23 protein-coding genes and 1 pseudogene are annotated in these 24,695 nt (G+C 69.5%); 9 read left to right on the top strand and 15 right to left on the bottom strand.

Annotated elements, in window-relative coordinates; all coding sequences use genetic code 11:
- Positions 1–140: 140 nt before the first annotated feature.
- Entirely contained in the window at positions 141–806 is a 666-nt protein-coding gene (locus RB614_RS24055; protein WP_308714876.1) for a hypothetical protein, read from the bottom strand.
- A 160-nt stretch (positions 807–966) separates the two neighbouring features.
- On the opposite strand from RB614_RS24055, the gene RB614_RS24050 reads away from it, so the two are divergent.
- Both RB614_RS24050 and RB614_RS24045 read left to right on the top strand, forming a co-directional pair.
- On the top strand, positions 967–2,967 hold the full coding sequence (locus RB614_RS24050; protein ID WP_308714875.1) for a sensor histidine kinase: 2,001 nt from the start codon (positions 967–969) through the stop codon (positions 2,965–2,967).
- Positions 2,955–3,614 carry a response regulator transcription factor gene (locus tag RB614_RS24045; RefSeq protein ID WP_308714874.1) on the top strand — a complete coding sequence of 220 codons (660 nt, stop codon included), beginning with the start codon at positions 2,955–2,957 and terminating at the stop codon, positions 3,612–3,614. The genes RB614_RS24050 and RB614_RS24045 overlap by 13 nt, the downstream gene beginning before the upstream one ends.
- 684 nt (positions 3,615–4,298) lie before the next feature.
- Here the strand turns inward: RB614_RS24045 and RB614_RS24040 are convergent.
- Together RB614_RS24040 and RB614_RS24035 are read right to left on the bottom strand one after the other, a co-directional pair.
- The gene (locus tag RB614_RS24040; protein ID WP_308714873.1) at positions 4,299–4,616 is read right to left on the bottom strand and encodes a hypothetical protein; all 318 of its coding nucleotides are present in this window, start codon (positions 4,614–4,616) and stop codon (positions 4,299–4,301) included.
- A 22-nt stretch (positions 4,617–4,638) separates the two neighbouring features.
- Entirely contained in the window at positions 4,639–4,821 is a 183-nt protein-coding gene (locus tag RB614_RS24035) for a hypothetical protein (RefSeq protein ID WP_308714872.1), read from the bottom strand.
- A gap of 333 nt (positions 4,822–5,154) precedes the next feature.
- Here RB614_RS24035 and RB614_RS44630 point away from each other — a divergent pair, with 333 nt between their 5' ends.
- Both RB614_RS44630 and RB614_RS24025 read left to right on the top strand, forming a co-directional pair.
- Positions 5,155–5,301 (top strand): hypothetical protein, encoded by a 147-nt coding sequence (locus tag RB614_RS44630; RefSeq protein ID WP_487379836.1) that lies wholly within the window; start codon positions 5,155–5,157, stop codon positions 5,299–5,301.
- A gap of 71 nt (positions 5,302–5,372) precedes the next feature.
- Positions 5,373–6,233, top strand: coding sequence for a hypothetical protein (locus tag RB614_RS24025; RefSeq protein WP_308714870.1), 861 nt, complete (start codon positions 5,373–5,375; stop codon positions 6,231–6,233).
- 602 nt (positions 6,234–6,835) lie between these two features.
- On the opposite strand, the gene RB614_RS24020 is transcribed toward RB614_RS24025, so the two are convergent.
- Positions 6,836–7,546, bottom strand: coding sequence for a hypothetical protein (locus RB614_RS24020; RefSeq protein WP_308714869.1), 711 nt, complete (start codon positions 7,544–7,546; stop codon positions 6,836–6,838).
- A 586-nt stretch (positions 7,547–8,132) separates the two neighbouring features.
- Between RB614_RS24020 and RB614_RS24015 the strand changes: the two genes are divergently transcribed.
- Positions 8,133–9,707, top strand: coding sequence for an IS1182 family transposase (locus RB614_RS24015; protein WP_308714868.1), 1,575 nt, complete (start codon positions 8,133–8,135; stop codon positions 9,705–9,707).
- A gap of 246 nt (positions 9,708–9,953) precedes the next feature.
- Here the strand turns inward: RB614_RS24015 and RB614_RS24010 are convergent, their stop codons facing one another.
- The 9 genes from RB614_RS24010 to RB614_RS23970 form a co-directional block, all read right to left on the bottom strand.
- The gene (locus RB614_RS24010) at positions 9,954–10,754 is read right to left on the bottom strand and encodes a trypsin-like serine protease (protein ID WP_308714867.1); all 801 of its coding nucleotides are present in this window, start codon (positions 10,752–10,754) and stop codon (positions 9,954–9,956) included.
- A gap of 377 nt (positions 10,755–11,131) precedes the next feature.
- Positions 11,132–11,638, bottom strand: coding sequence for an NUDIX hydrolase (locus tag RB614_RS24005; RefSeq protein WP_308714866.1), 507 nt, complete (start codon positions 11,636–11,638; stop codon positions 11,132–11,134).
- 629 nt (positions 11,639–12,267) lie between these two features.
- Complete coding sequence (locus tag RB614_RS24000; RefSeq protein ID WP_308714865.1) at positions 12,268–13,239, bottom strand: CPBP family intramembrane glutamic endopeptidase; 972 nt, start codon at positions 13,237–13,239, stop codon at positions 12,268–12,270.
- 13 nt (positions 13,240–13,252) lie between these two features.
- The gene (locus RB614_RS23995; RefSeq protein WP_308714864.1) at positions 13,253–13,630 is read right to left on the bottom strand and encodes a hypothetical protein; all 378 of its coding nucleotides are present in this window, start codon (positions 13,628–13,630) and stop codon (positions 13,253–13,255) included.
- A 4-nt stretch (positions 13,631–13,634) separates the two neighbouring features.
- Positions 13,635–14,180 carry a hypothetical protein gene (locus tag RB614_RS23990; RefSeq protein ID WP_308714863.1) on the bottom strand — a complete coding sequence of 182 codons (546 nt, stop codon included), beginning with the start codon at positions 14,178–14,180 and terminating at the stop codon, positions 13,635–13,637.
- 56 nt (positions 14,181–14,236) lie between these two features.
- Positions 14,237–15,082: a hypothetical protein gene (locus tag RB614_RS23985; RefSeq protein ID WP_308714862.1), complete on the bottom strand. Its 846-nt coding sequence runs from the start codon at positions 15,080–15,082 to the stop codon at positions 14,237–14,239.
- Between the two features lie 352 nt (positions 15,083–15,434).
- Positions 15,435–16,214 carry an ABC transporter permease gene (locus RB614_RS23980; protein WP_308714861.1) on the bottom strand — a complete coding sequence of 260 codons (780 nt, stop codon included), beginning with the start codon at positions 16,212–16,214 and terminating at the stop codon, positions 15,435–15,437.
- Positions 16,215–16,311: 97 nt separating this feature from the next.
- Positions 16,312–17,112, bottom strand: a complete 801-nt coding sequence (locus RB614_RS23975) for a class I SAM-dependent methyltransferase (RefSeq protein ID WP_308714860.1) — start codon at positions 17,110–17,112, stop codon at positions 16,312–16,314.
- Between the two features lie 56 nt (positions 17,113–17,168).
- On the bottom strand, positions 17,169–18,335 hold the full coding sequence (locus tag RB614_RS23970; protein ID WP_308714859.1) for an ABC transporter substrate-binding protein: 1,167 nt from the start codon (positions 18,333–18,335) through the stop codon (positions 17,169–17,171).
- A gap of 483 nt (positions 18,336–18,818) precedes the next feature.
- Here RB614_RS23970 and RB614_RS23965 point away from each other — a divergent pair, with 483 nt between their 5' ends.
- Together RB614_RS23965 and RB614_RS23960 are read left to right on the top strand one after the other, a co-directional pair.
- The gene (locus tag RB614_RS23965; RefSeq protein WP_308714858.1) at positions 18,819–19,052 is read left to right on the top strand and encodes a winged helix-turn-helix domain-containing protein; all 234 of its coding nucleotides are present in this window, start codon (positions 18,819–18,821) and stop codon (positions 19,050–19,052) included.
- A 108-nt stretch (positions 19,053–19,160) separates the two neighbouring features.
- Positions 19,161–19,628: a hypothetical protein gene (locus RB614_RS23960; RefSeq protein ID WP_308714857.1), complete on the top strand. Its 468-nt coding sequence runs from the start codon at positions 19,161–19,163 to the stop codon at positions 19,626–19,628.
- A gap of 567 nt (positions 19,629–20,195) precedes the next feature.
- Here RB614_RS23960 and RB614_RS23955 read toward each other — a convergent pair.
- Positions 20,196–21,113 (bottom strand): annotated as a pseudogene (locus RB614_RS23955) (4-hydroxyphenylacetate 3-hydroxylase N-terminal domain-containing protein).
- A 252-nt stretch (positions 21,114–21,365) separates the two neighbouring features.
- On the opposite strand from RB614_RS23955, the gene RB614_RS23950 reads away from it, so the two are divergent.
- Positions 21,366–22,244 (top strand): IclR family transcriptional regulator, encoded by an 879-nt coding sequence (locus tag RB614_RS23950; RefSeq protein WP_308714856.1) that lies wholly within the window; start codon positions 21,366–21,368, stop codon positions 22,242–22,244.
- Positions 22,245–22,328: 84 nt separating this feature from the next.
- Here the strand turns inward: RB614_RS23950 and RB614_RS23945 are convergent, their stop codons facing one another.
- Positions 22,329–23,609, bottom strand: a complete 1,281-nt coding sequence (locus RB614_RS23945; RefSeq protein ID WP_308714855.1) for an MFS transporter — start codon at positions 23,607–23,609, stop codon at positions 22,329–22,331.
- A 129-nt stretch (positions 23,610–23,738) separates the two neighbouring features.
- Here RB614_RS23945 and RB614_RS23940 point away from each other — a divergent pair, with 129 nt between their 5' ends.
- Positions 23,739–24,689 (top strand): substrate-binding domain-containing protein, encoded by a 951-nt coding sequence (locus RB614_RS23940; RefSeq protein WP_308714854.1) that lies wholly within the window; start codon positions 23,739–23,741, stop codon positions 24,687–24,689.
- Positions 24,690–24,695: the final 6 nt, after the last annotated feature.

Below are 24,695 nucleotides of genomic sequence, written 5' to 3'. Positions count from 1 at the left end.
CATAGGACGGCGACGATCCGCCAGCCGGCCGATGCGGGTAAACCGGTGCGGGCCGCACCGCCACCACGACCGTCCGCCTGTTCCAGCTTCGTGTCGGCGCCACACCGTGCGCCTCGACACGACACGGAACCTCGCATCGGTCACTGTGCCACAGTGGCCTTGGCCGCAGCCCATCCGGCGCCGGCGACCAGTAAGAGCGCGGCGGTGACCAGGATCGCGGTGACCGGCCCGGCTGAGGTCACCGCGGTGGCCAGTGCGCCGAGGCCGATGAGTGCCGCCGGGATACGCGGCACGGTGCGGCGGCGGGCTAGGCCGGTGACGGCGACGGTGAGGGCGAGTGCGCCGAGCATCGCGGTCCACCAGCCGAGGTCGGCGCCGGCGCTGGTCCAGGCGTCCTGCCAGGTGGCGACCGCCGCGGCCCGGTCGGCGTCGGCGGCGAAGCTGCCGGTCAGGAACGCGATCGCCGCACCAGCGGCCAGGCCGACGGGAAACAGCAGCGCGGCGGTCAGGGCGGTGCCGGTGGTCCGGTTGGTGTTCGCGGCGGCCCACAGCCGGCTTATCGCGACCGTGATCACGATGGCGGCGGCGAACGAAAGGACCGCACCGGTGAGGTGGACGCCGCGGTGGGCGACGATGTCGCCGATGTACCGGTCGGCGTCGTCCCACCACGGCACATACAGCACGCGGGCCACGGCCTCGGCGCCCGCGCCGGCGGCAAGCAGGCCGAAACCAGGTCGCAGCACGTGTGCCGGCCGCCGGGTCGTAGCCGGCTCGTCGAGGGTCTCGATGGTGATCTTCTCGGTCATGAACGGGCCCTTCTTTTCTGCTGGGTCGCTGTGATGGTCCGTTCGATCCGGTGGCGGGCGGATCCGGGAAATCCCGGAACGCCGGCCAGGTTCCGGGAAAACCCGGAACCCACCGTGGTGTGCTGTCGGCCACCGGCCGTACCGGGTGACAATGCGAGCTGTGTGGACGGCGCAGCGGGCGAGGGTGTTGGGGTGGCAGCTGGCCGCCCCCTCGCTACTGCTCGCGGTCACGGCGCTCGTGCTGGATACGGCGGGCGGGTGGCCGCAGGTGGCGGCGGAGCCGCCGACGGTTGTCGGCGCGGTCAACGGCACGGTGCTGGCGCTGGTCGGGGCGCTCATCATCGATCACCAGCCACGCAACGGCACCGGCTGGATCATCTCGGTCACCGGCCTGCTGCTGGCCGGGATGGGATTCTGCGACGGGCTCGCCGTCACGCTCGACCCAGCCGGGGTGGCCGGTCCGGCAGCGACGTGGGTATGGGCCGCGAACACGCTCGGCATGATCGCGTTCGCCGCCGGCCCGCCGCTGCTGTTGTTGTTCCCCGACGGCAGACCCCTACATGGGCGGTGGCGCCCGGTCCTCTGGGCCACCGCCGTGGTGGCCGCGGTGACGCTCGTCGTCCAAGCCGTCGGGGCGTGGACCGCCCGCGGCCCCGCCCTGTCCGCCTACCACCTGTCCTATATAGACAGTCTGGCGGCGGCGCCGGCGGGGTTCGCGTTCGCAGTGTGGGGTGAACGGGTCCTGCAGCTGGGCTGGCTTGTCGGCCTAGCGGCGCTGGTAGCCCGCTACCGTCGGGCACGAGGCACGCTCCGGCAGCAGCTGTCCTGGGCGCTGCTCGGCCTGGGCGGCACCGTGCTCATCCTGACCGTCGGCTACGTTGTCGTCGGCCCCGGCGTACAACTCGTCGCACTCATCCCGCTCGTCGCCGGTGTGCTGATCGCGATGCGCCGACACCGGCTCTTCGACGCCGACCGGCTGCTGCGCCGCGCCATTGTCTACATCACGCTGACCGTGCTGCTCGTCGGCGGGTTCGCGACCCTCGCTCTGGGGATCGGTACGGTCGCCGGCGCCGGCTTCGACGCGGGCGCGTCTGTCGCGGTGGCCGCCGCCACCCTCGCCGCGGCGGCAGCCGCGAACCCGCTACGACGCGGGCTGCAACGCCAACTCGACCGCCGATTCGACCACCACACCTGGCAGGCCATCACCGCCGTGGAGGCATTCACCCGACACCTACGCGACGGGTCCGCCACGCCGCGGAATCTGACCGGCGTGCTGCAAGCCGCGCTAGCAGACCCGAGCGTGCGGGTCGTGTACTACCTGCCCGACGGTAGCCTGATCGACGACGACGGGCACCCCGCCGAGCCGCACCGGCCGGACCGCCTCGCGCAGGTCGTATCCGTCGGCGGGCGGCGGATCGCCCTGGTCGACATGCCCCGAACGCTCGCCGAGGCGGAGCCCCGCCTGGTCGAGGCAGCCCTGTCCACCGCCGCGCTCCCCTTGGAAAACGCCGCCCTGCACGCCCGAGCCGCGACGCAGTTGGCCGAGGTCCAAGACTCACGGCGCCGGATCGTGGACGCCGGCGACGCCGAACGCCGCCGCATCGAACGCGACCTGCACGACGGCGCCCAACAACGCCTCGTCGCCTCCATCGTCCGGTTGCGCCGGCTCGAACGCCGCCTTGCCGGCCACGACCCACAAACCGTCGCCGAACTCGATACCACCGTCAACGAACTACGCACCTGCCTGGCCGAGTTACGCAACCTGGCCCGCGGCGTCCTGCCCCCAGTCCTGGCCGACGAAGGCCTCGCCGTCGCGCTGCGGACCGTCACCGCCCGCCTCCCCCTGCCCGTCGACCTGGATGTCACCTCCGCCCGGCTACCGCCCACCGTCGAGGCCACCGTGTGGTTTCTGGTCAACGAAGGACTCACCAACGCCATCAAACACGCCCAACCCGGCCAACTGTCCGCCTCCGTACACCACCACAGCGGCCACGTCCGGGTCGAGGTCACCGACGACGGCGCCGGCGGCGCCACCCTCGCGCCCGGCGGTGGCCTGCAAGGACTCGCCGACCGCGTCGCCGCGATCGGCGGCCGGTTCGAGATCCGCAGCCCACCAGCCGCCGGTACCACGCTCGTCGCGGAACTGCCATGCGCGTCGTGATCGCCGACGACAGCGTGCTCCTGCGCGAAGGAATCGCCGGGCTGCTCCGCGACGCAGGCATCGACGTCGTCGCCACCGTCAGCACCGCACCCGCCCTCCTCACCGCCGTCACCAACCACAGCCCCGACGCCGCCGTCATCGACATCCGAATGCCACCCACCCACACCGACGAAGGGCTACGGGCCGCCCGAGCCATCCGCGCCGCACAACCCACCGTCGCCATCCTGCTGCTGTCCCAATGGGTCTACGCCGGCCACGCCCTCGACCTCCTCACCGCCACCAGCGCCGGACTCGGCTACCTCCTCAAAGACCGCATCGCCGACCTCGACGACTTCCTCGACGCCCTCCACCGCGTCGCCAACGGCGGCTCCGCCATCGACCCCGAGGTCATCGCCTCCCTCGTCGGCGTCACCCGCCCACACGGCCCCCTAGCCACCCTCACCGACCGTGAACGCGACGTGCTCAGCCGAATGGCCGAAGGCCGCTCCAACGCCGCCATCGCCAAACAACTGTTCCTCGGCCGGAAAACCATCGAAACCCACGTCAACAACATCTTCACCAAACTCGGCCTCGAACCGGCCAGCGACGACAACCGCCGCGTCCTCGCCGTCGTCACCTGGCTCCGCACCAACCAACCGACCACATGAAACCGCAGCCCGCCGAACCGAACCACCTGGCCTCAAGCCTGCTCGACGTAACCAGATGCCATTCCCCTCGGGCGAACGTGACAAGTAATGCCGACAGTCGGTGACAACAACCGCTGAAAGATAGAACGACGCATCAGGATGCACCGCCACCGCAGTGACAAGTACGGCTAAAAGTCACAGACCTGTGACCAGCGGATATCGCCCTTCAACGCACCTTTCGGGCCGTGTGTCCCGCTACCCGACGCGGCGCTAGATGCGCCGCGATCAGATGCTCGGCGGTCGTGGCGCCACGCGGTCGACGTCGCGGTCCGCCGGCCGCACACCGAGACGCCGCGAGGTAGGTGCGTCTGGCCCGTCGATGCCAAAGCCTTGGACATCCTCAGTCAGCGGGCACATCTGCGCCCAGTGGCGGGACCGGCTGGTAGGGCTGCCCGCTCTCGCGATTTTCCGGTCTGCGCCAGAAACTTGGCGATCCCGGGCACAACGCGCATGCCGCGGTGCGTAGGTTGCCTTCGCCAGCGAAGCCGGCGCCCTTGCTCTGCTTGCCGCAGCATTTTCCGTCCGCAGTCGCCTCGTCAACGGGTGGAATGCTGCTCATGGCTTCCATGATGGCGCCGACCTCCGACAAGTTCGTAGACGCCGGCAGCAGGTCGCCGCTGACCCGGGGCTGCCGTCGGTTCAAGGTCATTCGCATCCGTCCGCGTCGCCGCCGTGCGGGTCGCAGCAGTCCGTAGCAGGCCGGTACACCGGTCGCCAACGGCCCCATTCCGCCTCGGCTCGATGCGCGGTCGCTTCGTACAGGTGAGCGCCGACGACGACGGTCGGCCCGACCGCGACCACCACGCCACCTGCTGCCGGACCGAGCGAGAGCAGCACGCGTTCGCCCGTCACGATCGAATCGTACGCCCGTTCGATCGGGCTGGCGGCGCCCAGTACTCGGGCAAGGGCGTGATCGCAATCCGCCGGCACCACGCTCGTGTGATGGCCAGCGTCGTACGGCAAATTCGAGTGTCGTTTGACATGGCTAGGCCTCGGGACTCCACCGGTACAGCCACGGCGCTGTTGTTCCGGCCACCGGTTCCAGCTCGTACACACCCTCCTCCAGCTCAAGCCGTTGCGGCGGCATCCGGTCCTCGTCGAGCTCGACCGTGGCCGTGCGGCCATCGGCCGGCCCATCGACCAGCGGGATGTCAGCCACGTCGAACACGACTCGATCATGCGACCAACCGCACAACCAGTGCCGACGAACCGACAAGAGCAGGCTGGTCAACGGCGCGGCGCGACCCAAACGGCGAGCCGGCGCCGCAGACGGCCGTTGACCGTGCAGAAACCGTTCCGCCAGCCGCCCTCGCAGGTGATGATCAGTGGATGAGCCCACACAGCCATCCAGCGTTGGCCCAGCCACGCCGCCCGCGGATCTGAGCACGTGATGGCGGTCGGGTCACTGGCACTGCTGCGTCCGATGCTGGCCACCCTGGGCGAGCTCCCAGGCGGCGGCGGCTGGTCTTATGAGTTCAAGTGGGACGGTGTCCGCGCCATCGTGTACGTCGAACGCGGCAACGTACACGTGCTGTCGCGCAACGATCGGGACGTCGCCGGCAGCTACCCCGAGCTACGCGCCCTGCCGGCCACCCGGATGTCGCGATCGGTTAGCGGGCCGGCCGGCGGGATGTGTGGCTGGATCTAACGGAGCCAGTATCGTCGATGGGCGTGAGGTGGTGGAGGTCGCGCCAACGGCACCGGCACGCGGACCGTTCGGTGGCGGACAACGCGACGGTGGCCGGCGTCCGGCTCCGGCGCCGGCTTGACGGCTGTATTGCCGCGCAGGACGCTCGACCGGCGCTTGAGCATATGGCATTGGCGGAGGCCTCGGCTGTCCTGGACGACGTACTCGCGGACACGGCTGCTCTGGGCGGCTCCGCCGCGCGGATGATCGCTGATCTTTCCCTGCTGCACCGCGTGCGTGCTATGGGTTTGGGAGATCCGGTTGAGGAGCTGCACGCCTGTGTCGCCTTGCAGATCCTCGCGTACGTGATCGATCCGGCAGCGGTCGCGCCGCAGACGTATGAGGAGATTGGCCGAGCGATCGCAGCCGGAGCGGACACCGATCTGCCCACAGCTCGGTTGCGGGCGTTGCAGGGGCATGCATCCGCGGTGCGGGCCGCGTGGCGGCGCGAGCGCGATTCCGGGCTGGCGGACACTTTTGTCCGTGCCTTCGAACGACTCGTTGAGGTCGCCGGCCAAGAGGTACCAAACTGGCCGACCCGGCTCCTCGACCTCGCGGTGGCCTTCGATCAACGCTACCGACTGCACGAGCCCCATGGCGCGCTCAGCGATCTGGAGCAGGGCATCCGACTGGCCGACGAGGCCATCAGCGCCGCGGCAGGCGACCGCGACCTGCTCATTCGCGCGCACAAGATTCGCGCCCCGATGCTCATGACGCGCGACGAACTAACACCTGATTCGACAGACCTCGTCGCGGCGGCCGTGTCCTTCGCGGCGCTGGTGGACCTGACCCCACACGATCATCCCGAATACCGCCGTCATCGAGCCAACCTGGAGAAGATGCAGCACCTACTGCACACAACCCAGCCACCGGCCGGCCGTCCCCGCCAGTAACCGACACCAACACACCGAACCTGGCAACGGTCCTGGCACTGGTCGCTGCCGTCTCGATGCCCACGGATCGCTGCCGCCAGGCGCGATAGAGGCTGGAGGACGCCGATTCATCGTAGGGGCTCGCTCCGCCGCCGGGGACAAGCCCTAGCCGTACGTCGCCATTCGGCCTACCGCTGGTTGGCCGCGCACAAGGACGAGCATCGGGTCAGCGACTACCGCCGCGACGACCCCTCGCCATCGAACACGAACGCGCCCGCACCCACCGCTGCGGCGACGACCAAGGCCCTTGCTGGACAGGGGCATCCTCACAAATGAAGCGGACAACGTTGACCGGATCGTCCGGTTGTCCTGGCTGTCGAGAAACGGCTCTCCGGATCGATGTTGAGGATGAAATGAGTCCGCGCCTGCCGCATGCATGGATGTCGGCGGATTTTGCTGCTGAGATGTGCCGGGTCGATGTCAGCGCTCGCGCACCATCTCGATGTCAGCAGGATCTGCCACGACGGTGTCAGCGCCGGCTCACGCTCGTCATCGGTGAGGGAGTCCAGGTCAACGGCCGGTCGTTCCGGGGGGACTCCGCTGGGGTCAAGCGCCGCGTGGCATCACTCGTTCACGAGCGGCTTCCAAATTTGGCCGGTTAGGACCACCTCAGGATGCCGCGTGTCCAGGTCGGGCATTTCGTCAATCCGCATGATCCCTCGGCGTCTGTCGGCGGTCTTGATGCAGACCACAGACCACTGCTCTAGCTGGTTCCAGTTGATCACAGCGCTCCACGACTTTTGGGTTCGGCAGGTTTGGAAGTCCAGCGTCGCCGTGGTGGCATTGATGAGGGCGAATGCGGTTCCCCCGCGTCCCACGATGCCGCTCTGCGAGGCGGACAGATCACCGGTGTAATAGATCCTCCACGTGCTGAGTTTCAGTAGCCCCACTGGCTCGTCGTCGACTTCCACGCGCGCGGTACCGCTGCTGAGGAGGTCGACGCCGGCCGGGCCGAACGACGGCGGTCCGGCAGGCGCGGATGGTGAAGCACCTTCTTGGCTCGGCTGTGGCGGCGTGACGCTCGAGGTCGGGCTCTTCTCGGGGGACAGCGTTGGCGGATCAGCCGAGGATGTGGTCGACGGCGTTGCGGCGCTCGTCCCGCCCTGACGAAGCTGGACGACCGCGACCGCGAGGCTGCCGAGGGCAACTACTAGACCCAGCGCGGTCAATTTATCGGCGATCGTCCACTGACGATCCGAACCCCATAGCCGCCGCAGGACCGGCAGCTTTCGGGCGCTTCCGCCGGACGATCTACCCTCTTCTTCGGACGCCATGCGTGGAAGGGTACGAGAAGCCAGCCAGCGAGGCGTCCATGAGCGAATCCGCCAGGCGCCGTACCCCAGACTGCTCGCGCTGCTCGACGCGATCGGCGACGCGCCCATGGCGCCAGACCCGGCCGGCGACATACGAATCGCCCTCGCCGAAGGCAGGGGTGTCCGCCTCGACGATCTCGAACCCTCGCACTGAGCGAATTCCTGAGTGGGCCACCGGGGTGCGGGCCGTGTTGGCGCGGCGGCTTGGATGGATCGCAGAACAATGGCAGACGGGCGACATTGTGCTGGCCGCTGACGGCGCGCTTTGGTGCCGGGCTGATCCAGACAGCATCGCGCAGGGCTGGCCCTGGGGGTACGTGCCCCACCACGCCCCCGACACCGGCCGGCACGTCCGCCGCCGGAAGGCTCGGTCGATGAGAAAACCCCGGTCCGTCCGCTGACTCTTCTGGTCCGCGACGGTCGCCCGGTGTCGAACGCATCTCCGGCGGCCCGACCGGTCCACTGACAGCTAGCGGCAGCTAGGAGACCGCTGATTAATGGTGTGGCGGTCCATCGGGTTTGATCGGGTTTGATCGATAATCGGGTGATGCAGGGTCGATCGGATCCGGACCGTGTGTTGTTGGATGCCGCGGCTTTGGTGGGGCATCTGGTACCGGCGGGCAGTGTGTACGCGTTCCTGGCCGAGCACCGGCTGGATGTGTTCCCGGACGGGCTGTTCGCGGATCTGTTCCCGTCTGGGAAGGGTCGCCCGTCGGTACCGGGCGAGGTGATCGCCTCGGTGCTGGTGTTGCAGACGTTGGAGGATCGCTCCGATAGCGAGGCGATGACCGCGTTGCGGTGTGATCTGCGGTGGAAGACCGCGTGTGGGCTGCCGATCGATCATGAGGGGTTCCACCCGACCACGTTGACGGTGTGGCGCAACCGGCTACGGGCCTCGAACCGGCCGGACCGGATCTTCGAGGCGGTTCGCCAGGTGGTCGCCCAGACCGGTGTGTTGAAAGGCAAGACGCGGCGGGCGTTGGATTCGGTGGTCCTGGATGACGCCGTGGCTACGCAGGACACGGTCACCCAGTTGATCGCCGCGGTGCGAAGGGTCCGCCGCTTGGTCCCCGCCGCGGCCGACCTGATTGCCGAGCGGTGTTACGCGCACGACTGGGATGATCCGGGCAAGCCTTCGATTGCGTGGGATGACAAGGCGGCCCGGGACGCGCTGGTGTCGGTGCTGGTCAACGACGCCAACACCATCGTGGCTGAGTTGGCCGAGGCGAAGCTGGACGAGCCGGCCGCCCAGGCCTTGGCGTTGTTGGCGCTGGTCGCCGGTCAGGACGTCGAACCCGCCGACGGCTCCGATGGCACGGATGGGCGGTGGCGGATCGCCCATCGGGTCGCCGAGGACCGGGTGATCTCCACCGTCGATCCGCAGGCCCGGCACGCGCACAAAACCGTGCACCACCGCCAGGACGGCTACAAGGCCCACGTGGCCATCGAGCCGGACACCGGGCTGTTCACCGCTGGCGAGCTCACCATGGCCTGCGGCGAGGACAACCACGAAGCCGTCGTCGGTCTGTACCTGCTGGACAACGACCCGGTCGATCCGCCGCCCGACGGGTTCGAAGTACTGGGCGATTCGGCCTACGGCACCGGCGAGGCCCGCGCCGCCCTCACCGACGCCGGGCACACCGCGGTCATCAAACCGGGACCGCTGACCCCCGCCGTTGCCGGCGGGTTCACCCTGGACGACTTCACCGTCGACGAGACCGCCGGCACCGTCACCTGCCCCAACCACGTCACCCGACGCATCACCGCCCGCCGCACGGTCACCTTCGGCGCCGCCTGCCGCGACTGCCCACTACAACAGCACTGCACCACCTCAAAGACAGGCCGAGGCCTAGTCCTACACAAACACCACGCGCTGCTACGCCAAGCCCGCCACGACTGGGCCACCCACGACGACCTCCGTGACACCTACCGCCGGCACCGACCCATGGTCGAACGCTCCATCGCCTGGCTCATCGGCCCGAAAGGCCGCTGCCGCAAACTGCGCTACCACGGCGTGACCGCGAACGACTGGTGGCTACACACCCGCATGGCCGCCCTCAACCTCCGCCGCCTGATCAACCTCGGCCTCACCCGCCACCCCGACGGCTGGGCCATCGCCTGACCACCACCGGACACCGGGCTAACCTCAACCCAGAACGGGGAAAGGCAAGCTCGTTGTCCAGCCACGCGCTGTGACCCAACCGCCGCACAGACGGCCATTGAGAAGCCTTCCCCGTTCCCACACCCCCACCCGAAGCCGGATTGTTCAGGGGGCTCCTAGCCAGGCGCGACCGGGTGAGCCGGGCCAACTGTGGCGGCTGCGTCACCACCACCGGCGGCTGCCCGGCTGGGCTGGAACCGGTAGCGGTCACCTCGGATCCTCCTTGTGTCGCGGCGGCGCGAGTCCGCCAACCGACCAGGACCACACACCGCCCGGTCTCACGGTGGCCGCCAGCCGCAGCAGGGCCAGGGTCGCGCTTCGGTCCGGCCAATGCAGGGCGTCGCCGCGCCAGGCCCCAAACACCTCCACCGCCGCCACAGTCGTGGCGAGCCCACCGGTGCGCCACTGGGCCGACCGGATCCGGACCTGCATCCCGGTGTGGTCTTCCACGGTGCCGGCCTGGTCGGTGACGCAGTGCGCCGCGGTGAGCACATGGGTGCGCCAGACCAGGGCGGCGCCGCGGGCGTGCCGGTCGCCGCCCTGCTTCGGTTTGATCAGGTTCGCCATCGCCGGGTAGCTCTGCGTCGCCGACCCGGACGGCGCATCCGAAACCAGCAACGAATCCGCCAGCCTCGGCACACCATCGCCCGGCCGGGACCGCGAGCCACACGCCGCCATCATGGCCAGCACGAGCGTGACCATCGCCACCACCGGCAGCGTCCGCCCGGCCCTGCCCCACCAGCGCAACGCCGTCCGGTTCCCAGACGCGACCGCCCCGGCCAGGCCGCCACCAACGATGCTGGTAGTGGTGCCTACCAGCAGTCCGGCCAGGACCACCTGCCAGCGCTGCGTGCCACTTGGTCGCGGATACGGCCAGGACAGCACCATCCACAGCGCCGCTGAACCGGCCACGGCTGCCGCCGCTGCCGCCGCTGCGGCCGCCGCGGTCCTGGGGTTGAACAGTCTGCTCGTCACGAGATTCCTCGCTTGTAATGTTGTCGTCCACATGCTGTCCGGTTTGGACAGTTGTCGGTGACGGCACGCCCCAACAGCGCCTGGCCTCGAGGCCGGCGAGCGGTATCGTCGGTGCGGCAACGGATCGACGGGCTCGCCCCGATAGGGGCCAGCACGTGGGCTTGGCCGACCGCCACCGGTAAGGGCCCGCGAAGCTGATAGGCCCCTTTGGTCCGGACCGGGGTAGCGTTCGGGTGGCCGGTCCCGACGTACGCCGCAGCCCTCCAGCAGGCCACGGATCGCCTTGTAGAGGTGTTCCCACTGCCATCGGTATCGGGAGGCGGCAGATCAGCGGGCTGGCGTCGGGCAGGGTTTGCGTCACCACAGCCGTCGCCGGCCAGGCCCGGGTTCGTCCCACTTTCGGACACCGTCTACAGCTGTCCTATCTGGAGCAGTCGCCAGGCAATCGGGACGATCACTGGCATGTCGGGGCGCACGTCCGGACGGTCGAGTGCATCGATCGGCAGCCACCGCACGGCGTCGACCTCCTCGAGTTGTGGGACGGTGGGCAGAAGGCTGTCGGCGGTGGCCAGGAACAGCAGGTCGACGTGGTGGTGCGGGTCCTCGTTCCAGGTCGGGTTGGCCGGTGCCGGGTACTCGATCGTCATGATCGGTGACGGCTGCCAGGTCCCACCGGGCACATCGAACTGGCCTGCCCGCCACAGGGTGGCCTGCACCCCGGTCTCCTCACGCACCTCACGGATCGCGGCGTCGCTACCACTCTCCCCCGGCCCGAAATGACCACCCGGGAGCTGGTAGTAGCGGGTCAGTTTGTGCACGGCCAGCAACACCGTGCGGCGGGTCGGGTCGAACACGGCAGCGGACGCGGTCAGGTGCCGGCTGCTGTGGATGGTGCTGCTCAGGTCGGACTCGTGCACGTGTTGGCTCCCAACGGTTGTGGATCGATGCGCGGGGTTGTTTGTGGTGGGCTGCACGGCTTCAGCGGGCGTTTGGGCTCGGTTCGCGGGTTGCTGGGTCTGGTCTGCGGTGAGGTTTCAGCCACCGGGTACGGGTTGCGGTCGTCGATGCGGTGGCCCCGGTGGGCATGTTCGGGTGGCTGTGTTCGGCCCGTGAAACGCGACCGCGCCGCGTCATCGGTCTCGAGCGTGTTCGGTCGCTCCGCGTATCAGCGATCTGCAGCACGAGGTCGTCGATGACCACCGGCGGGGTCTATTCCGCTGCCTGAGTGGACGGTTCCGGCCCGGTGGCGCAGGGCGGCGGCTCGGTACCCTGCTGGGTTCTGCCGGGGCAGCAGGGTCGCGACGCCCACGCCAGCGGCGGCCGCCAGGATGACGGCGAGTACGGTGCCGGCCGGTGGCCACCAGCGTCCGGGCCAGTCGTAGACGCCCATCCTCGTCCCTGTTCCCTTCCTGTCGTCGGTCGCGCTGCTGGTCTGATGTGGATGGTCGCCGCTTCGGCGGAGTACGTGAAGGAAAGGCCCTGGTGCCGAACTCGACTAATCCACTATGGATGGTTGCTGGCCGGAGGGTGGCCTGGGGAGCCAGGTTCAGCGGTCAGGTCGTCCAAGGGTGTAGGTGGTGGTTGGTTTGAGCGTGCGGGCCAGGCCGTAGAGGGCAGCCACGATCAGCGCCGAGAGCAGGAGGTAGACGATCGCGGGGCCGGCCGTCAGGTCGCCGCTGGTCTGGTCGGTGGGGGCCTGGCCGCCGTCCCAGAACGCCACGCCTAACACGGTCGCGCTCACGCCCTGCGCCGCGTGCCAGGCGATCGCCGCTTCCGGCCCGCCGGTATGGATGGTGAGCCAGCCGAGCGTGATGCCTATGGCCAGCAGGCAGGCCGCCGCCCATATCTGGGATGGGTTGTACATGGCCGTCCACAGCACGGCCTGGATGAGGATCGCGGGCCACGGTTGGGAGAAGAACCTGCCCGCGGCCTGCAGCAGCAGGCCACGAAACACGAGTTCCTCACCGGCGGATCCGACGACGACGGCCGCTGCCAGGGCGGTGAAGGGGCCAGCGAAGGCTTGCCAGCCGACCCACTGCTCGCTGCCGCCTAGGACGGTGACTGTGGCCAGGGTCAGGTACCAGGCCAGGGTGAGGACAAGGCACCAGCCAAGCCACCTGCACCGCACCCGCCCCTGCACGGACAGCACGGTGCCGGCGGGGCGCTTTTCCACCCAGCGGGCGACGACCAGCACGAGCGGTAGGAACAGCCCCTCGGCAAGGAACAACAGGGCCAGCGCCGTCTGCCCACGCAACAGCGGCAGGCCATCGCCCGGCAGCCACCGGGCTACCCGTTGAGAGCCGCTGACCAGCACCAGCCCGCCCGCAAGCACGAGGATCCCGGCCACGGCCGTCGCCCACCGGCGGCGGCCAGCGCCGCCGGCCAGGCGGTGATATCGGCTGCCGACCGCGATGCCCGGCACCGCCGGCGCCGGGCCGTCCAGCGGCTCGGCCGGCCGGGTTGCGGTGATGCCGCTACCGGGCTCTGAGCCGCCGCCTGCGGGGATCGTCGATGCCATCCGGTGCTACTCCTTAAATGGTGAGGGTGTGGGCCAGACGCCGCACCGTGTGGCCGGGGTCGGCGACCAGGTGCGCACCGGCGACCGTTACCGCCAGCGGCATCCCCCGGCAGGCGTCGACCAGGCCGGCGGCAGTGGGCGGGTCGCTGGCCAACCGCTGCCGGCCGGCGATCCGGTCGAGCCTGATGGTGGCGGCGTCGCCGTCCAGTGGTCCGACGGGTAGCAGGTGGGCACCGGCGGCGACCAGAGCTGGCAGGGCGGTGCGGGCGGTCACGTACACCAGGCAGTGCGCGGTGGCCGGCAGCAGCGGTTGGACCTGCTGCGCCGAATCAGCGTTGTCCATCAGCACGACCAGACGGCCAGATGCGGTGACCGACCGCCACAACGTCACCAGCTCATCCACCTCGTGCGGCAGCCGCGGGTTCCGCAATCCCGACCGACCGCAGCAGCCGCGCCAACGCCGCCGGCAGCGGACCATCGGCGGCTGTGCCACGGAGGTCCACGTACAGGTGGCCGTCCTGCTCCCGCTCGTCGGGTGTCGCGGCCTGGACAGCCAGCGCGGTCTTGCCCACCCCGGCCGGGCCCACCAGTAGCACCACGACCCGTCGCCCGACCTCGCCGTGCAGCTGCCGTAGCGGGCTGAGTTCTTCGCCGCGATTGACCTCACACGCGGCAGGTGAAGGCAGCTGCCGTGGTGGCGGCAGTAGCCGCCCCAGCTGCGTCAGCTGGGCGGCGACAGCCGGGTCGGCCTGCGCCGCCGCGCGCAGGAACGCCCGAACCGCGATCAACACTTGCTCGTCCAGGTCGCCGTGGTCGAGGGCGGCGGCGGCAGCCGGGTCCGCGACGGCCCGACGCCGTAGCAACGCCTTACCACCCTCGGCGATCCCGTCGACAGCCCGGCCAGCCACCACGCTGGCGACCGCCGCCAGCAGCGGGGGCATCGAACATGCCAACCCCTCGACCCCGCCGGACCGCGACGCCGGATGTGGTGGGTGGCTCACGCACTGCCCTCGCTTTGACCCGCTGTCGATGCGGTGGCGGGATTGGTGATCGGTCGATCCGCCTGGCTCTGCCGCGCCACGTTCAGTTGCTGAAGCAGGCGGATCTGCTCCAGGAAGCTGGGAAAGGGCCGGGCGGTGTGCCAGCTGACGCCGGTCTGCCGGTAGCCGTGCGCGCGCAGATCCGCGCACATCGCCCAGTGGTGACCGCAGCCGTTGACGGCCACGATGTCTTGGTCCACGGCTTGGGCGTGCAACCGTTCCAGGATGATCTGACGGCGGCGGGCGTACAGGCGCGGGTGTTCGCGGGCCGCGACCCGCCGCTGGATCCGCCGGCGGCGGCTGGCCATCTCCCGCCAGAAAGTGAGGTCGCTAACCTGGCTGGCCAGCTCGGCGTGCGGGTCTTCGGCGGCCGCGGTGCGATGGTCGTCGAGCCACTGCCGCATGTCGTCCAGGCCCACCAGCCGGACCATGCCGCGGGCGGGCAGGTCCACGTTCCGCCAGCTGGGGTGGTCCAGCAGGTGTCGCTGGGTGACGTATCCGTGCCGCTGTGCCCGTCGGTCGGCATTGTCGGCGTCCTGCTGGTTCCACCGGTCGAGGATCTGCTGCTCGGCCGGCGTGGGGTCCGGCTCGGGTGGGCCGACAAACCGGTCGAGTCCTTCGCAGTACACCGCCGCTCCGGTCTGCTCGATCTGGCAGATCAGGTGTTTGAGTTCAGTGAAGTAGACCGGTAGCGCGCAGTGGATGGTCGCGACCAGTGTGATCCGGCGGCCGTCTCGTCGGTGCCGGAAATGACGGACGGCCGTCTGCAACTGCCGGCGGCGGATCCGCACGCCTGGAGGCATTCGTTGGTCTCCTTACTCGTTGCTGTGTTCACCGAAAGGTTCAAGGCCGATTCCCGGCAGCCGAGCCGGGCAATGCCCGGTAACCGCGGACACCGGTCGGGTCCAGTCCGTTGTGGCCAGTTCGTTGCGTACGGCGGCCGGTGCAGGTGTGGTCGATGTCCGTGGATCCGACGGCCAAGCGGGTCGAGGACCTTGTCGCCGGTGTGCGGTGGCGTGGTCACCTGGTCGGCGGCTGGCGGGCGATGTGGCGATCAGCTCCCGGTTTCGGGCATCGGGGTGACGCACGTGGATCGATGTCCCTCCTGGTGGGCAGGGGTGTCGTACCGCAGAAAGGTGGGTGGTGGGGTGCTCTTTAGGTGGAGGTGTCACGGGCCCAGCGCAGCAGCATCCGCTCGAGGCCGTGCAGCAGGTAGAACAGGGCGGTGCTAAGTAGGGCGAGCAGGGTGATGGCGGCGAAGGCTTGGGCGGTGTCGGCGCTGGCACCGGCGGCGACGATGACGGCGCCGAGGCCGGCGTTGGGTGAGGCGATCTCGGCCACGACGGCGCCGATCACGGCGAGGGTGATGGCGGTTTTGAGGCCGGTGAAGATCTGTGGTAGCGCCCACGGGAAGCGGATTTTGGTGAAGGTGCGCCAGCGGGAGGCGGTCAGGGAGCGGGCTAGTTCGGCCAGTTCGGTGGGGGTGCGTAGGCCGGCCATGGTGGACAGCAGGATGGGGAAGAAGCAGATCGCGGCGACCATGACGATGCGTGGCTGTGGTCCGAAGCCGAGCCAGACCACCAGCAGCGGCGCCAGGGACACTTTGGGGATGGCGTTACCGCCGATCAGCAGGGGCAGGACGGCCCGCTCGACGGTGCGGCAGGCGGCCAGGACCGCGCCGAGCACGACCGCGCTGATGCCGGCCAGGGCGAAGCCGGCCAGGGTGACCGCTGCGGTGGCGCCGGTCTCGCGTAGCAGCGGGCCCGGCGCGGTGGCGAAAGCGGAGGCGACCGCGGCTGGTGAGGGCAGAAACAGCGGCGCGATGTCGAAGGCGGCCACGGCCAGCCACCAGACGGCCACGGCGGTGGCGGCGGCCAGGATGGGCAGGGTCAGCGGTAGCTGCGGCCGTAGCCGGTGAAGGGGTAACCGGATCACGGGGGTTCGTCGTCTCGCTTCCATGCCGCCTGGTGGCGGGCTCCGGCCGCCTTGCCGGAGCCCCCGCCGGTGCTCGAACGGTTGGGCCGTCGGGGGTTTAGGCGGCTGCCTGGCCGCTGGTGGCGTAGATCTCGTGGCTGCGCACGACCAGCCGCGGGTCGCGCAGCAGCGCGGTGACCGCGTGCAGGTCCGCGTCGGTCATCCCGGCCTCGATCAGCTTCGGCCGTAGCATCTGCTGGACGGCGGTCAGCATCCGGCAGCCGGCGTCGCCGCCGGTCCAGTACCCGCTGCGGATGCGGGTGCGCACATCGACCAGCCCGCGCTCGAAGAACGCGCGGTGCATGGTCGGCGCCCAGCCGGGGTCGGCGCCCTGGCCGGCGAAGACCTGCCCGACCGTGCGTTGGTAGCGCAGGTACAACTCGCGGGCGTCCGGGTCAGGGGCGCTGATCACGATGTCGGGGGTGCGTAACGCGCGGCCGCCCTCGACCAGCAGGGTGCCGCCGGCGGCGAGTTTGTCGACCAGCCGGTCCAGGATGATCTGCCGCTGTGGCAGGTGTTCGAGGACCCGCCGGCCGTGGATCAGGTCGAACACCCCGGCCGGCAGCGGGTCGCTGCGCAGGTCGTGCCGCAGGACCGTCAGCCGTGGATGCGCCGGGATCTGCTCGACCACCAGGTCGGTGGCGTACACCCGGCCGTGCGGGCCGACCGCGTCGGCCAGCCAGCCGGCGATGCTGCCGGCCCCGGCACCGAACTCCAGACACCTCGCCCCGGCCCATCCACCCCCGCCGCCGAGCTCGGTCAGCCGGGCGATGGTGTCCTCATCGAACAGGGTGGCCAGGCCGGTGTGCAGCTCGGGGGCGTGCCGGTCGGTGTTCGGCAACGCATACGACACCGACACCGACACCGACACCGGCGCGGACGGGGTCGGGGTCGGGGGTGAAGGCGGGGTCGGGTTCACGACGTCGCTGCGGGGGCCAGGTCGAACCGGGCGATCGTCTTGGGCAGGTCCGGGTTCATCCCCTGCGGGATCAGCCCGTGCGCGGTCAACGAGCCGACCATCCCGGCCACCCGGGTTTCGTCCAGCGCCCCGGCGGTGGTCACCCCGGCGGCGAACACGTAGGCCCGCATCCGCTCCAACTCGGCCGCGGCCACCACCGGATCCTGGCCGGCCTGGTCCGCCATGATCTGCCCCGCCTCCTGCGGGTTCTTCACCGCGTAGTCCAGGCCCATGGACAGCGCCGCCGCGAACCGCTTCGCCTGGGCGGGGTGGGCGTCGATGGTGCTCTTCTGCGCGATCAGCACCCCGCCATACAGCGACCCCAGATGGGTGCTGTAGGGGATCACCACGGCTTCGGGTTTGCGGCCGGCCTTGCCGGCCGCGGCCTCGATCCCCGGAGCACCGATCACGAACTGAGCGGAACCGTCGATCGTCCCCGCGGCCACCAGCTGGTTGAGCTGGTCCGCGGTGGCCGCGTACCGCCAGGTCACCGACTTCGCGTCGATCCCGGCCGCCTTGGCGTACGCCGGCCACAACACTTCCGGCACCGCGTTCTTGATCGTGCCCAGCGTCCTCCCGACCAGGCTGCGCGGGTCGCTGCTGATCCGGCCGCCAGCCAGCCCGACGATCCCGACCACCGTCTGCTGGTGCACCGCGGCCAACACCTGGAACGACGTGTCCTTACCGGTGGCGTACCGCACCACCGCACCCGCGCCGTCCACCGTCGCGTACTGCGCGCTCCCGGCCGCCAACTGCTGATGGTTGTAGTCACCGGCCCGGCCCGGCTGAATGTCGACCTTCAAACCATGCGCGGCGAAGAACCCCTTCGCCTCGGCCACGAACGCGGCCGCGTCCCGGCCCTGCTTACCGACCGTGGTCAAAAACGTCACCTGCTCCACCTCCTGCCCGGCCGCGCCCGCCCCGTCATCGCTGCACGCCCCGGCCGCGACCGCCACACCAGCGGCCAACACCCCCGCGCCCAGCACCCGACGTGACACCCCACCCCCGCCAGCCGGCACCGGCCGCGACCGGCCAGCCCTCACCCGCACGGCGGTGCTCGACCACCGGCCACCATCACGCACGTCCGCGGTACCCGCCACGAACGCCTCACCGGTCAACGTCACCGTCGCCACCCAAGCCTCCAACCTCACGACAAATACGCGTAAAAGCCGCACCACCCGGCCAGGTCCACGCCAGCCCGGGTCGGGGCGCACGGAAAGTCCCTTGCGTGACCGAGCCGGCTCCCCTGGCCTGGCGCCACGGCAAACGCCGACCCGGTCTCCCGCGAAGACGGGAAAGGCACATCGACCGCTCCACACGCCTACGCAGGGCAGCGCCGTACCTCGCCGCCCAAACTAGATGAGATAGGTGAGTTAGGTCAACAAGGTGAGACAGATGAGTTAGGCGGATGAAGTTGGGGCGGGGTTGCGTCGCTGCTCACCGGGGTTGACCGAGGCCAGCGCGGGAAGCTCGACGCATACCCGGCGCACAGGTCGGCGACGTCGAGGGCACGCCAACCGGTGGACGGCCGCCGCGCGCTTCGGCGACAGGCAGTCCCGCCGCGTGGTGGACAATGGGTCCGCCTACGCACAGGGAGCAGCCGCTAGATGCCCAAGACACCAGCCCAGACATTCACCGAGCGCATCATCGCCGACATCACCGCACAGATCACCAACGGCCAACTGAACGAAGGTGACAAAATCCCGTCCGTGACCGAACTCGCCGCCACCTACAAATGCTCCATCGCCACCGCCAGACGCGCCATCGAACGGCTACAGGAAGACGGCGTCCTGCAAGGCCACAAAGGCCTGGGCGTGTTCGTCGGCCAAGCACCCCACTAGAGGCACCGCAGAAACGCCATAGCCACTCCTCGCTGATCACGGCGTAGCGGGTGGCCCGGTAGCGCACAGCGCGTTCGAGCCGTGCCGGTGGGCAGTAGCATGCCGACCGTGATCCGCAAAGCCATGATCTTGTCGCCGCTGCTCCTGCTGTCCCTCACCGCCTGCGCGGCAGACACCGACACCCCAGACGCCGCCACCCCCACAACGCCCGCAACCGCCTCCGCGAGCGCAACGCCAAGCGCCGGCACCCCTGCGACCACCCGGGCCTCCGGCCAGCAGGACGAACTTCGCCAAGCAGTCGTGGCCTACTCGGACGCCTTCCTGGACGCGAAACCGACCGTGGCGTACAACCTGTTCTCGGCCAGGTGCAAACAACGCATCACCCTCAGCGAATTCACCGGCATGCTGACGGCCGCCAAGCAGATGTACGGCAAGGCACTGCCGATCAAAAGCTTCGACGCGCAGATCTCCGGTGACCTCACCCGAGTCACCTACACCTACGACGTGCCGGCCCTCAACCAGACCAAAGAACCCTGGGTACGCGAAGACGGCACATGGAAGCAAGACGACTGCTGACCCCGCCCCACCCCCCCCAGCGCGCTGTAACCGAGAACGCGGACCAGGCACGTCCACACACGCCAACCCGACGGCCGCTCAGGCCGCCCGCAGCGCCCGACGAGCCGTCGCGCCGGCCCGCCCCGGCCGACTTTCAGCCGAACCGTCGTGGGACCTGGGCTCCGAACTCGCCGCACGCTCGGGCGCCGGCCGCGTCAAGCGCGGCCCGGCGGCCCCGGTTGTTTCGGCAGGGTGGATGAGCACCACCCGGGCAACCTCATCGAGCACCACAACCCCGGTCGAGCGATTCGAATGGGACGATGGGCAGCGAGTTTGGGGTCCACCAACTCGCAGCTTTGCGATCTGTGGCGAGGTCACCGCAAGTGACGTCCTGGCTGCCGCCCCGCTTCCGCGCCTCGGCGCTGGCGCGCCTGCGGTGCGGGTCGGGTTGCCATCGAGCACGGCGGGTGACGCCCTGCGTCGATGCGGTGGCTCCCGATCTTCTTGCCCAACGATCATGCACGACTGCGCTCGGTGCCCGACCGAACTGGTAGGGATTGGCGCTCGAAACCGATGCCCGGGTGGTGCTCATCCACGTTGCCAAGAACAGCCCCGGTAGACCAGATACCGGGTGCGGGTGGTCAGTGTCCTTTGCCAATGAAGTTTGTCCGTGCCAATGAAGAACGTCCGAGCGTCAGCAAGCCGATAACGGCGATCGCGAACGTGACGACGGCGGCCACCCCAGCCACCCGCAGCAGGCCAGAATGCTGACCCGCCGCGAACCCTGGCCAGCACCGCCAGCTCCGCGACGGCGACGACGGCCAGCACCAACCCAGCCACGCACCCAAACGCCATCGCCCGCAGCCGTCGCCTGAAACGCGCGGTACGGTCAGCCGGGTAGGCCGGTGGCCAGCGCCAGAACCGGCAACTCCTGGTGGTCGCCAGCTGCTTGGCGCCGGAGACGATCAGGCCGGCGTCGGTCTCCCGGACGACGTGGACGTTCATCGACGGGTCCTTCTGCTGGTGCGAAGGCTTGGACCGGTCGGTCTACGGGCTGCCGAGGGCATGGGTGAGGAAGAGGTCGTTGTCGCGGACGTACCGGTAGTAGTTGGTGATGTTCTCGGCCCACTGGTCGCCCCACTGGCGGAACCAGTCGGCGTTGTCGGCGATGCCGGCGAGTTGGGAGTTCATGATGTCCGGCGAGCGGGAGAGCATGCCGAGGCTGGTGTTGGAGAACAGCCGCAGGGCGTCGCCGCGCCGCACCACGTCCTCCGGCGTCTGCGGGAGCAGGAAGCTCACGTCTGCCCGCCCGTCTCCGTCACCGGTGGCGTATGTAAGCACGTCGCGGTGCGCGGGGTCGTGCTTGAGGTCGTACAGCGCGGCGTAAGAGTCGATCACCGGTCGGAACGGCGCGTAGCTGGTGACGTCACGGACCAGCCGGCCGCCGATGTAGATCTCCCGATCCGGCCCGAGGCCGTCGATGTACTGCTTTCCGGTCCTGATCACCAGTCCTCCTTCGCCTGGCCGGGGAGCCACCTGTGGCTCCCCGGCCGGCCCCGTGGCGGGCGCCGGCGGGCTGGCCGGCGTCGCTCGTTCATCCCGTTCCACTGTTCCGGTATCCGGCACGCGAACCGGATACCGGAATCTTGGTGAATAACCACTGGTCAGTCAAGGGACGAACGAAAGATTTCCCGAGCGCCGCCACTCACGCCCGGGTGACCACTGCCCCGCGCATCCGGCCGGCGACGCGCTGCGACCGTGGCCGCCGGACCCGGTGCTACTGTCCGTGCCGTGGAAAGAGCAGCCGTCGAACCCGCGGCACCCCTCGACGGCCGGACCGCGCCCGCTGGCGACAAGAACATCGTCAACTCAGTGCTAAAAGCCGCGAAACTGGTCGAATTACTCAGCGCCCACCAACCGGACATGAGCCTGGCTGAGCTCGCCGGCGCCACCGAGATGACCAAGTCGACGACCCGGCGCCTGCTGGCCACGCTCGAAGAGGCCGGCTGGGTCACCCGGGTCGGCGACGGCCGCTACAAGATGACGATCCGGCTCTTCGAGATCGCCGCCGGCATCGCCGACGGCATCGACCTGCGCACCGAGGCCCTACCCACCATGCGCCGGCTACGCGACGAGTTCGGCGAGACCGTCTACCTCTACGTCCTCGACCACGGGCGCGCGGTCTGCCTGGAGCGAGTCGAAGGCACGCGCCCGTTCCGGATCGTCTCGCTGCGCGCCGGCAGCGTCACCCCGCTGACCATCGGCGCCGCACCCACCGCGCTGCTCGCCTTCCACGAGCAGGAGCTGCTCGACCGCGCCTGGCACGAGGCGCAGACCCTCGAGCGGCGCCCGTTCGACAGCATCGAACAACTGGCCGCGCTGCTCGCGAAGATCAGGGTCGACGGCTACAGCTTCACCGTCGACGACGTCACCGTCGGCGTGGCCGCGATCGGCGCCCCGATCCACGACCTGTACGGCAACACCATCGCCGCGCTCAGCTTGGCCGGGCAACGCGAGCACCTCGACTCCGACCAACGCCCGGCAATGGTCACCGCGTTACTGCAAGCGACAAACGAGGTCTCCCGCCGACTCGGCCACAACCCCGGACGCACCACCGCCGGCCACGGCCGTAGCTAGTGCTCCGTTCGGCGGGGCGCGGTCGAGCTGGTCCGTTCGTCACCGGGCCGGCCGGTCGCGGTGAGCGCGGCCCGTGCTCCGCCATCATGCTCCGTCGTCGCGGTGATCGACCTCGGCATCGGCGAGCGTCCACCGCCGAAGGGCGGTCAGCCGCCAGCCGAGAAGTCCCATGATGACTGAGCAGGCAACACCACCGGAGACCATCGCGAACGCCGGACCGGTGACGCTCGCGACCGCTCCGGCCCGCGCGTCCCCCAGTAGCGGACCGCCCGCGACGACGCCGATGTGGACAGAGGAAAGCCGTCCGCGCAAGCGATCGGGCACGCTGAGCTGCAGAACGGTCTGGCGGAACACGGCCGAGACCACGTCGGCCACGCCGGCGACCATCAGGAAGAGCAGGCTGAGGGGTAGCCAGTGCGAGAGGCCGAAACCGGCGATCGCCAGGCCCCACATGACGACCGAGGTGATTACGGCGCGTCCTTGCCGCGTCACCGAGCTGATCCAGCCCGAGGTAAGGGCGCCGATGAGAGCACCGGCGCCCGGGGCGGCGGCCAACAAGCCGACGGTCACCGCGTCGCCGCCGAGCTGGTCCAGGGCGATCGCTGGGAACAGTGCCCGCGGCATCCCGAAGAACATCGCGTTCAGGTCGGCCAGAAAGCAACCCATCACGGCGGGCTTGCTCCGAAGGTAGTTGAGGCCTTCCATGACGGACCGGAGTCCGGGCCGGGTGACGGCGTGGGCCGGCGGCATCGGCCGCATCCGGCTGAGCACCGCGATGGATAGAAGGAAGGTGATGGCGTTGGCCAGGTACGTGGTCGACACGCCGAGCGCCGCGATCACGACACCGGCCACCGCTGGCCCGACGATCGTCCCGACCTGGTTGAGGCTCCGGTTCAGCGCGAACGCGGACGGGAGGATGTCCCGCCGAACCAGGCCGGCGAACGAGGCGTTGCGGGCCGGGCCCTCCAACGCGGAGAGACCGGCCGAGACGGCAACGAGCAGGAAGATGGCCCAGACCGGGGGACGGGCGATCAACGCGAGCAGGGCCAAGCCGCCGACGACGGCGGCGGCCAGGCTCTCGGTGACGATCAACAGCTTGCGCCGGTCAACGGCGTCCGCGACCGCGCCGCCGAACAGCGAGCAGAGCATCAGCGGGACGAGTTGCGCGAGGCTCGCCAGACCAACGATCAGGGTCGAGTGAGTCAGCACGTAGACCTGGTAGGGCACCGCGACCCGGGTCATCTGGTTGCCCAGGATTGCTATGGCGTTTCCGGTCCAGAGTCGCCGGTAGTCGGATGACTCACGCAGCGGCGTGATGTCGATGATCAGTCGCCGAAGGATGGGCCGGCGCTGCGCGGTCGTCACGCTCCTAACCCCATCGAAGTTCCGCCAATGTTCGCTCCCGTCTTGGTGCCAGCTTCACACCCGATGGCCTAATGGACTGACTGTTTGATAGTCTAGCGAAAATCCAGGAGCGTCGAGAGGCGGGGCAAGGTGGCAGAACGGGCGTTGCGCACCGTTACTCGCACCCAAGGCAACAACCGGGACCTCACCTCCGGGCTGGTTCGGCCCAGGCGCTACCAGCTGGAGTTCGTCGACGTCCCCGTGCTGGTGCAAGCCTTTCGCCGCATGGTCCGCCGGCTCGAGTTCGACGTCTGCGAGATGGCTGTCACCACGTACCTCTGCGCCAAGGAGCATGGGATTGCCTTCACGGCGTTGCCGATCTTCCTGGTTCGCGGATTCCACCACGGCGCAGTCGTGGTCAACACAGCTGCGGGCATCACGAACCCGACCGACCTCGCGGGGCGCACGGTCGGGGTCAGCCGGGGTTACACCGTGACCACGGGTGTCTGGGCCCGCGGCGTCCTGCGTGACGAGTACGGCTTGGACCTGGACAAGGTGACATGGGCGCCGTCGGGAGACGAGCACGTTGCCGAGTACGCGCCCCCACCGAACGTGCGCCCGCTTCCGGCCGGCAGTCCCGACCTGGCTGAGCTGGTGAGCACCGGCGCCCTAGACGCGGCCGTGGGTTCGTCCGTCGACGCGCCGGGGGTCGCGCCGCTGATCCCGGACGCGGCGGAGGCCGGCTACGCGGCTCTCCGGGCCCGCGGCCACTACCCGATCAACCACCTCGTCGTCGTGCGTGACGAACTGCTGGACGCGTACCCGGACCTCGCCGCAGATCTCTTCGAGGCGTTCACGTCTTCGAAGCAACGCTACGTGCGGCGGTTGCGCGACGGCGCCGTCGACAATCCGACCTCTGTGGATCGAACGCACGAACGGGTCATGCGGATCACCGGCGCCGATCCGCTCCCCTACGGGTTGGAGGACAACCGCGCGGTGCTGGAGGAGATCGTCCGGCACGCCACCGACCAGGGCATCCTCACACGCCCGGTCGCGCTGGAGACGCTGTTCGCCGAGGGTACACAAGAACTGCGCGGCTGATCCGCG

Origin of the sequence: Phytohabitans maris (assembly GCF_031085175.1) — a bacterium.
Taxonomy (GTDB): Bacteria; Actinomycetota; Actinomycetes; order Mycobacteriales; family Micromonosporaceae; genus Phytohabitans; species Phytohabitans maris.
The sequence above is the reverse complement of the archived record's forward strand: the minus strand, read 5'-3'. Positions and strand labels throughout refer to the sequence as shown.

Bases quoted from the DNA above. Each gene is read 5' to 3' on its own strand.
- RB614_RS24055 (WP_308714876.1), bottom strand. From the start codon at position 806: ATGACCGAGAAGATCACCATCGAGACCCTCGACGAGCCGGCTACGACC.
- RB614_RS24045 (WP_308714874.1), top strand. From the start codon at position 2,955: ATGCGCGTCGTGATCGCCGACGACAGCGTGCTCCTGCGCGAAGGAATC.
- RB614_RS24020 (WP_308714869.1), bottom strand. From the start codon at position 7,546: ATGGCGTCCGAAGAAGAGGGTAGATCGTCCGGCGGAAGCGCCCGAAAG.
- RB614_RS24015 (WP_308714868.1), top strand. From the start codon at position 8,133: ATGCAGGGTCGATCGGATCCGGACCGTGTGTTGTTGGATGCCGCGGCT.
- RB614_RS24010 (WP_308714867.1), bottom strand. From the start codon at position 10,754: ATGTGGACGACAACATTACAAGCGAGGAATCTCGTGACGAGCAGACTG.
- RB614_RS24000 (WP_308714865.1), bottom strand. From the start codon at position 13,239: ATGGCATCGACGATCCCCGCAGGCGGCGGCTCAGAGCCCGGTAGCGGC.
- RB614_RS23990 (WP_308714863.1), bottom strand. From the start codon at position 14,180: ATGCCCCCGCTGCTGGCGGCGGTCGCCAGCGTGGTGGCTGGCCGGGCT.
- RB614_RS23985 (WP_308714862.1), bottom strand. From the start codon at position 15,082: ATGCCTCCAGGCGTGCGGATCCGCCGCCGGCAGTTGCAGACGGCCGTC.
- RB614_RS23965 (WP_308714858.1), top strand. From the start codon at position 18,819: ATGCCCAAGACACCAGCCCAGACATTCACCGAGCGCATCATCGCCGAC.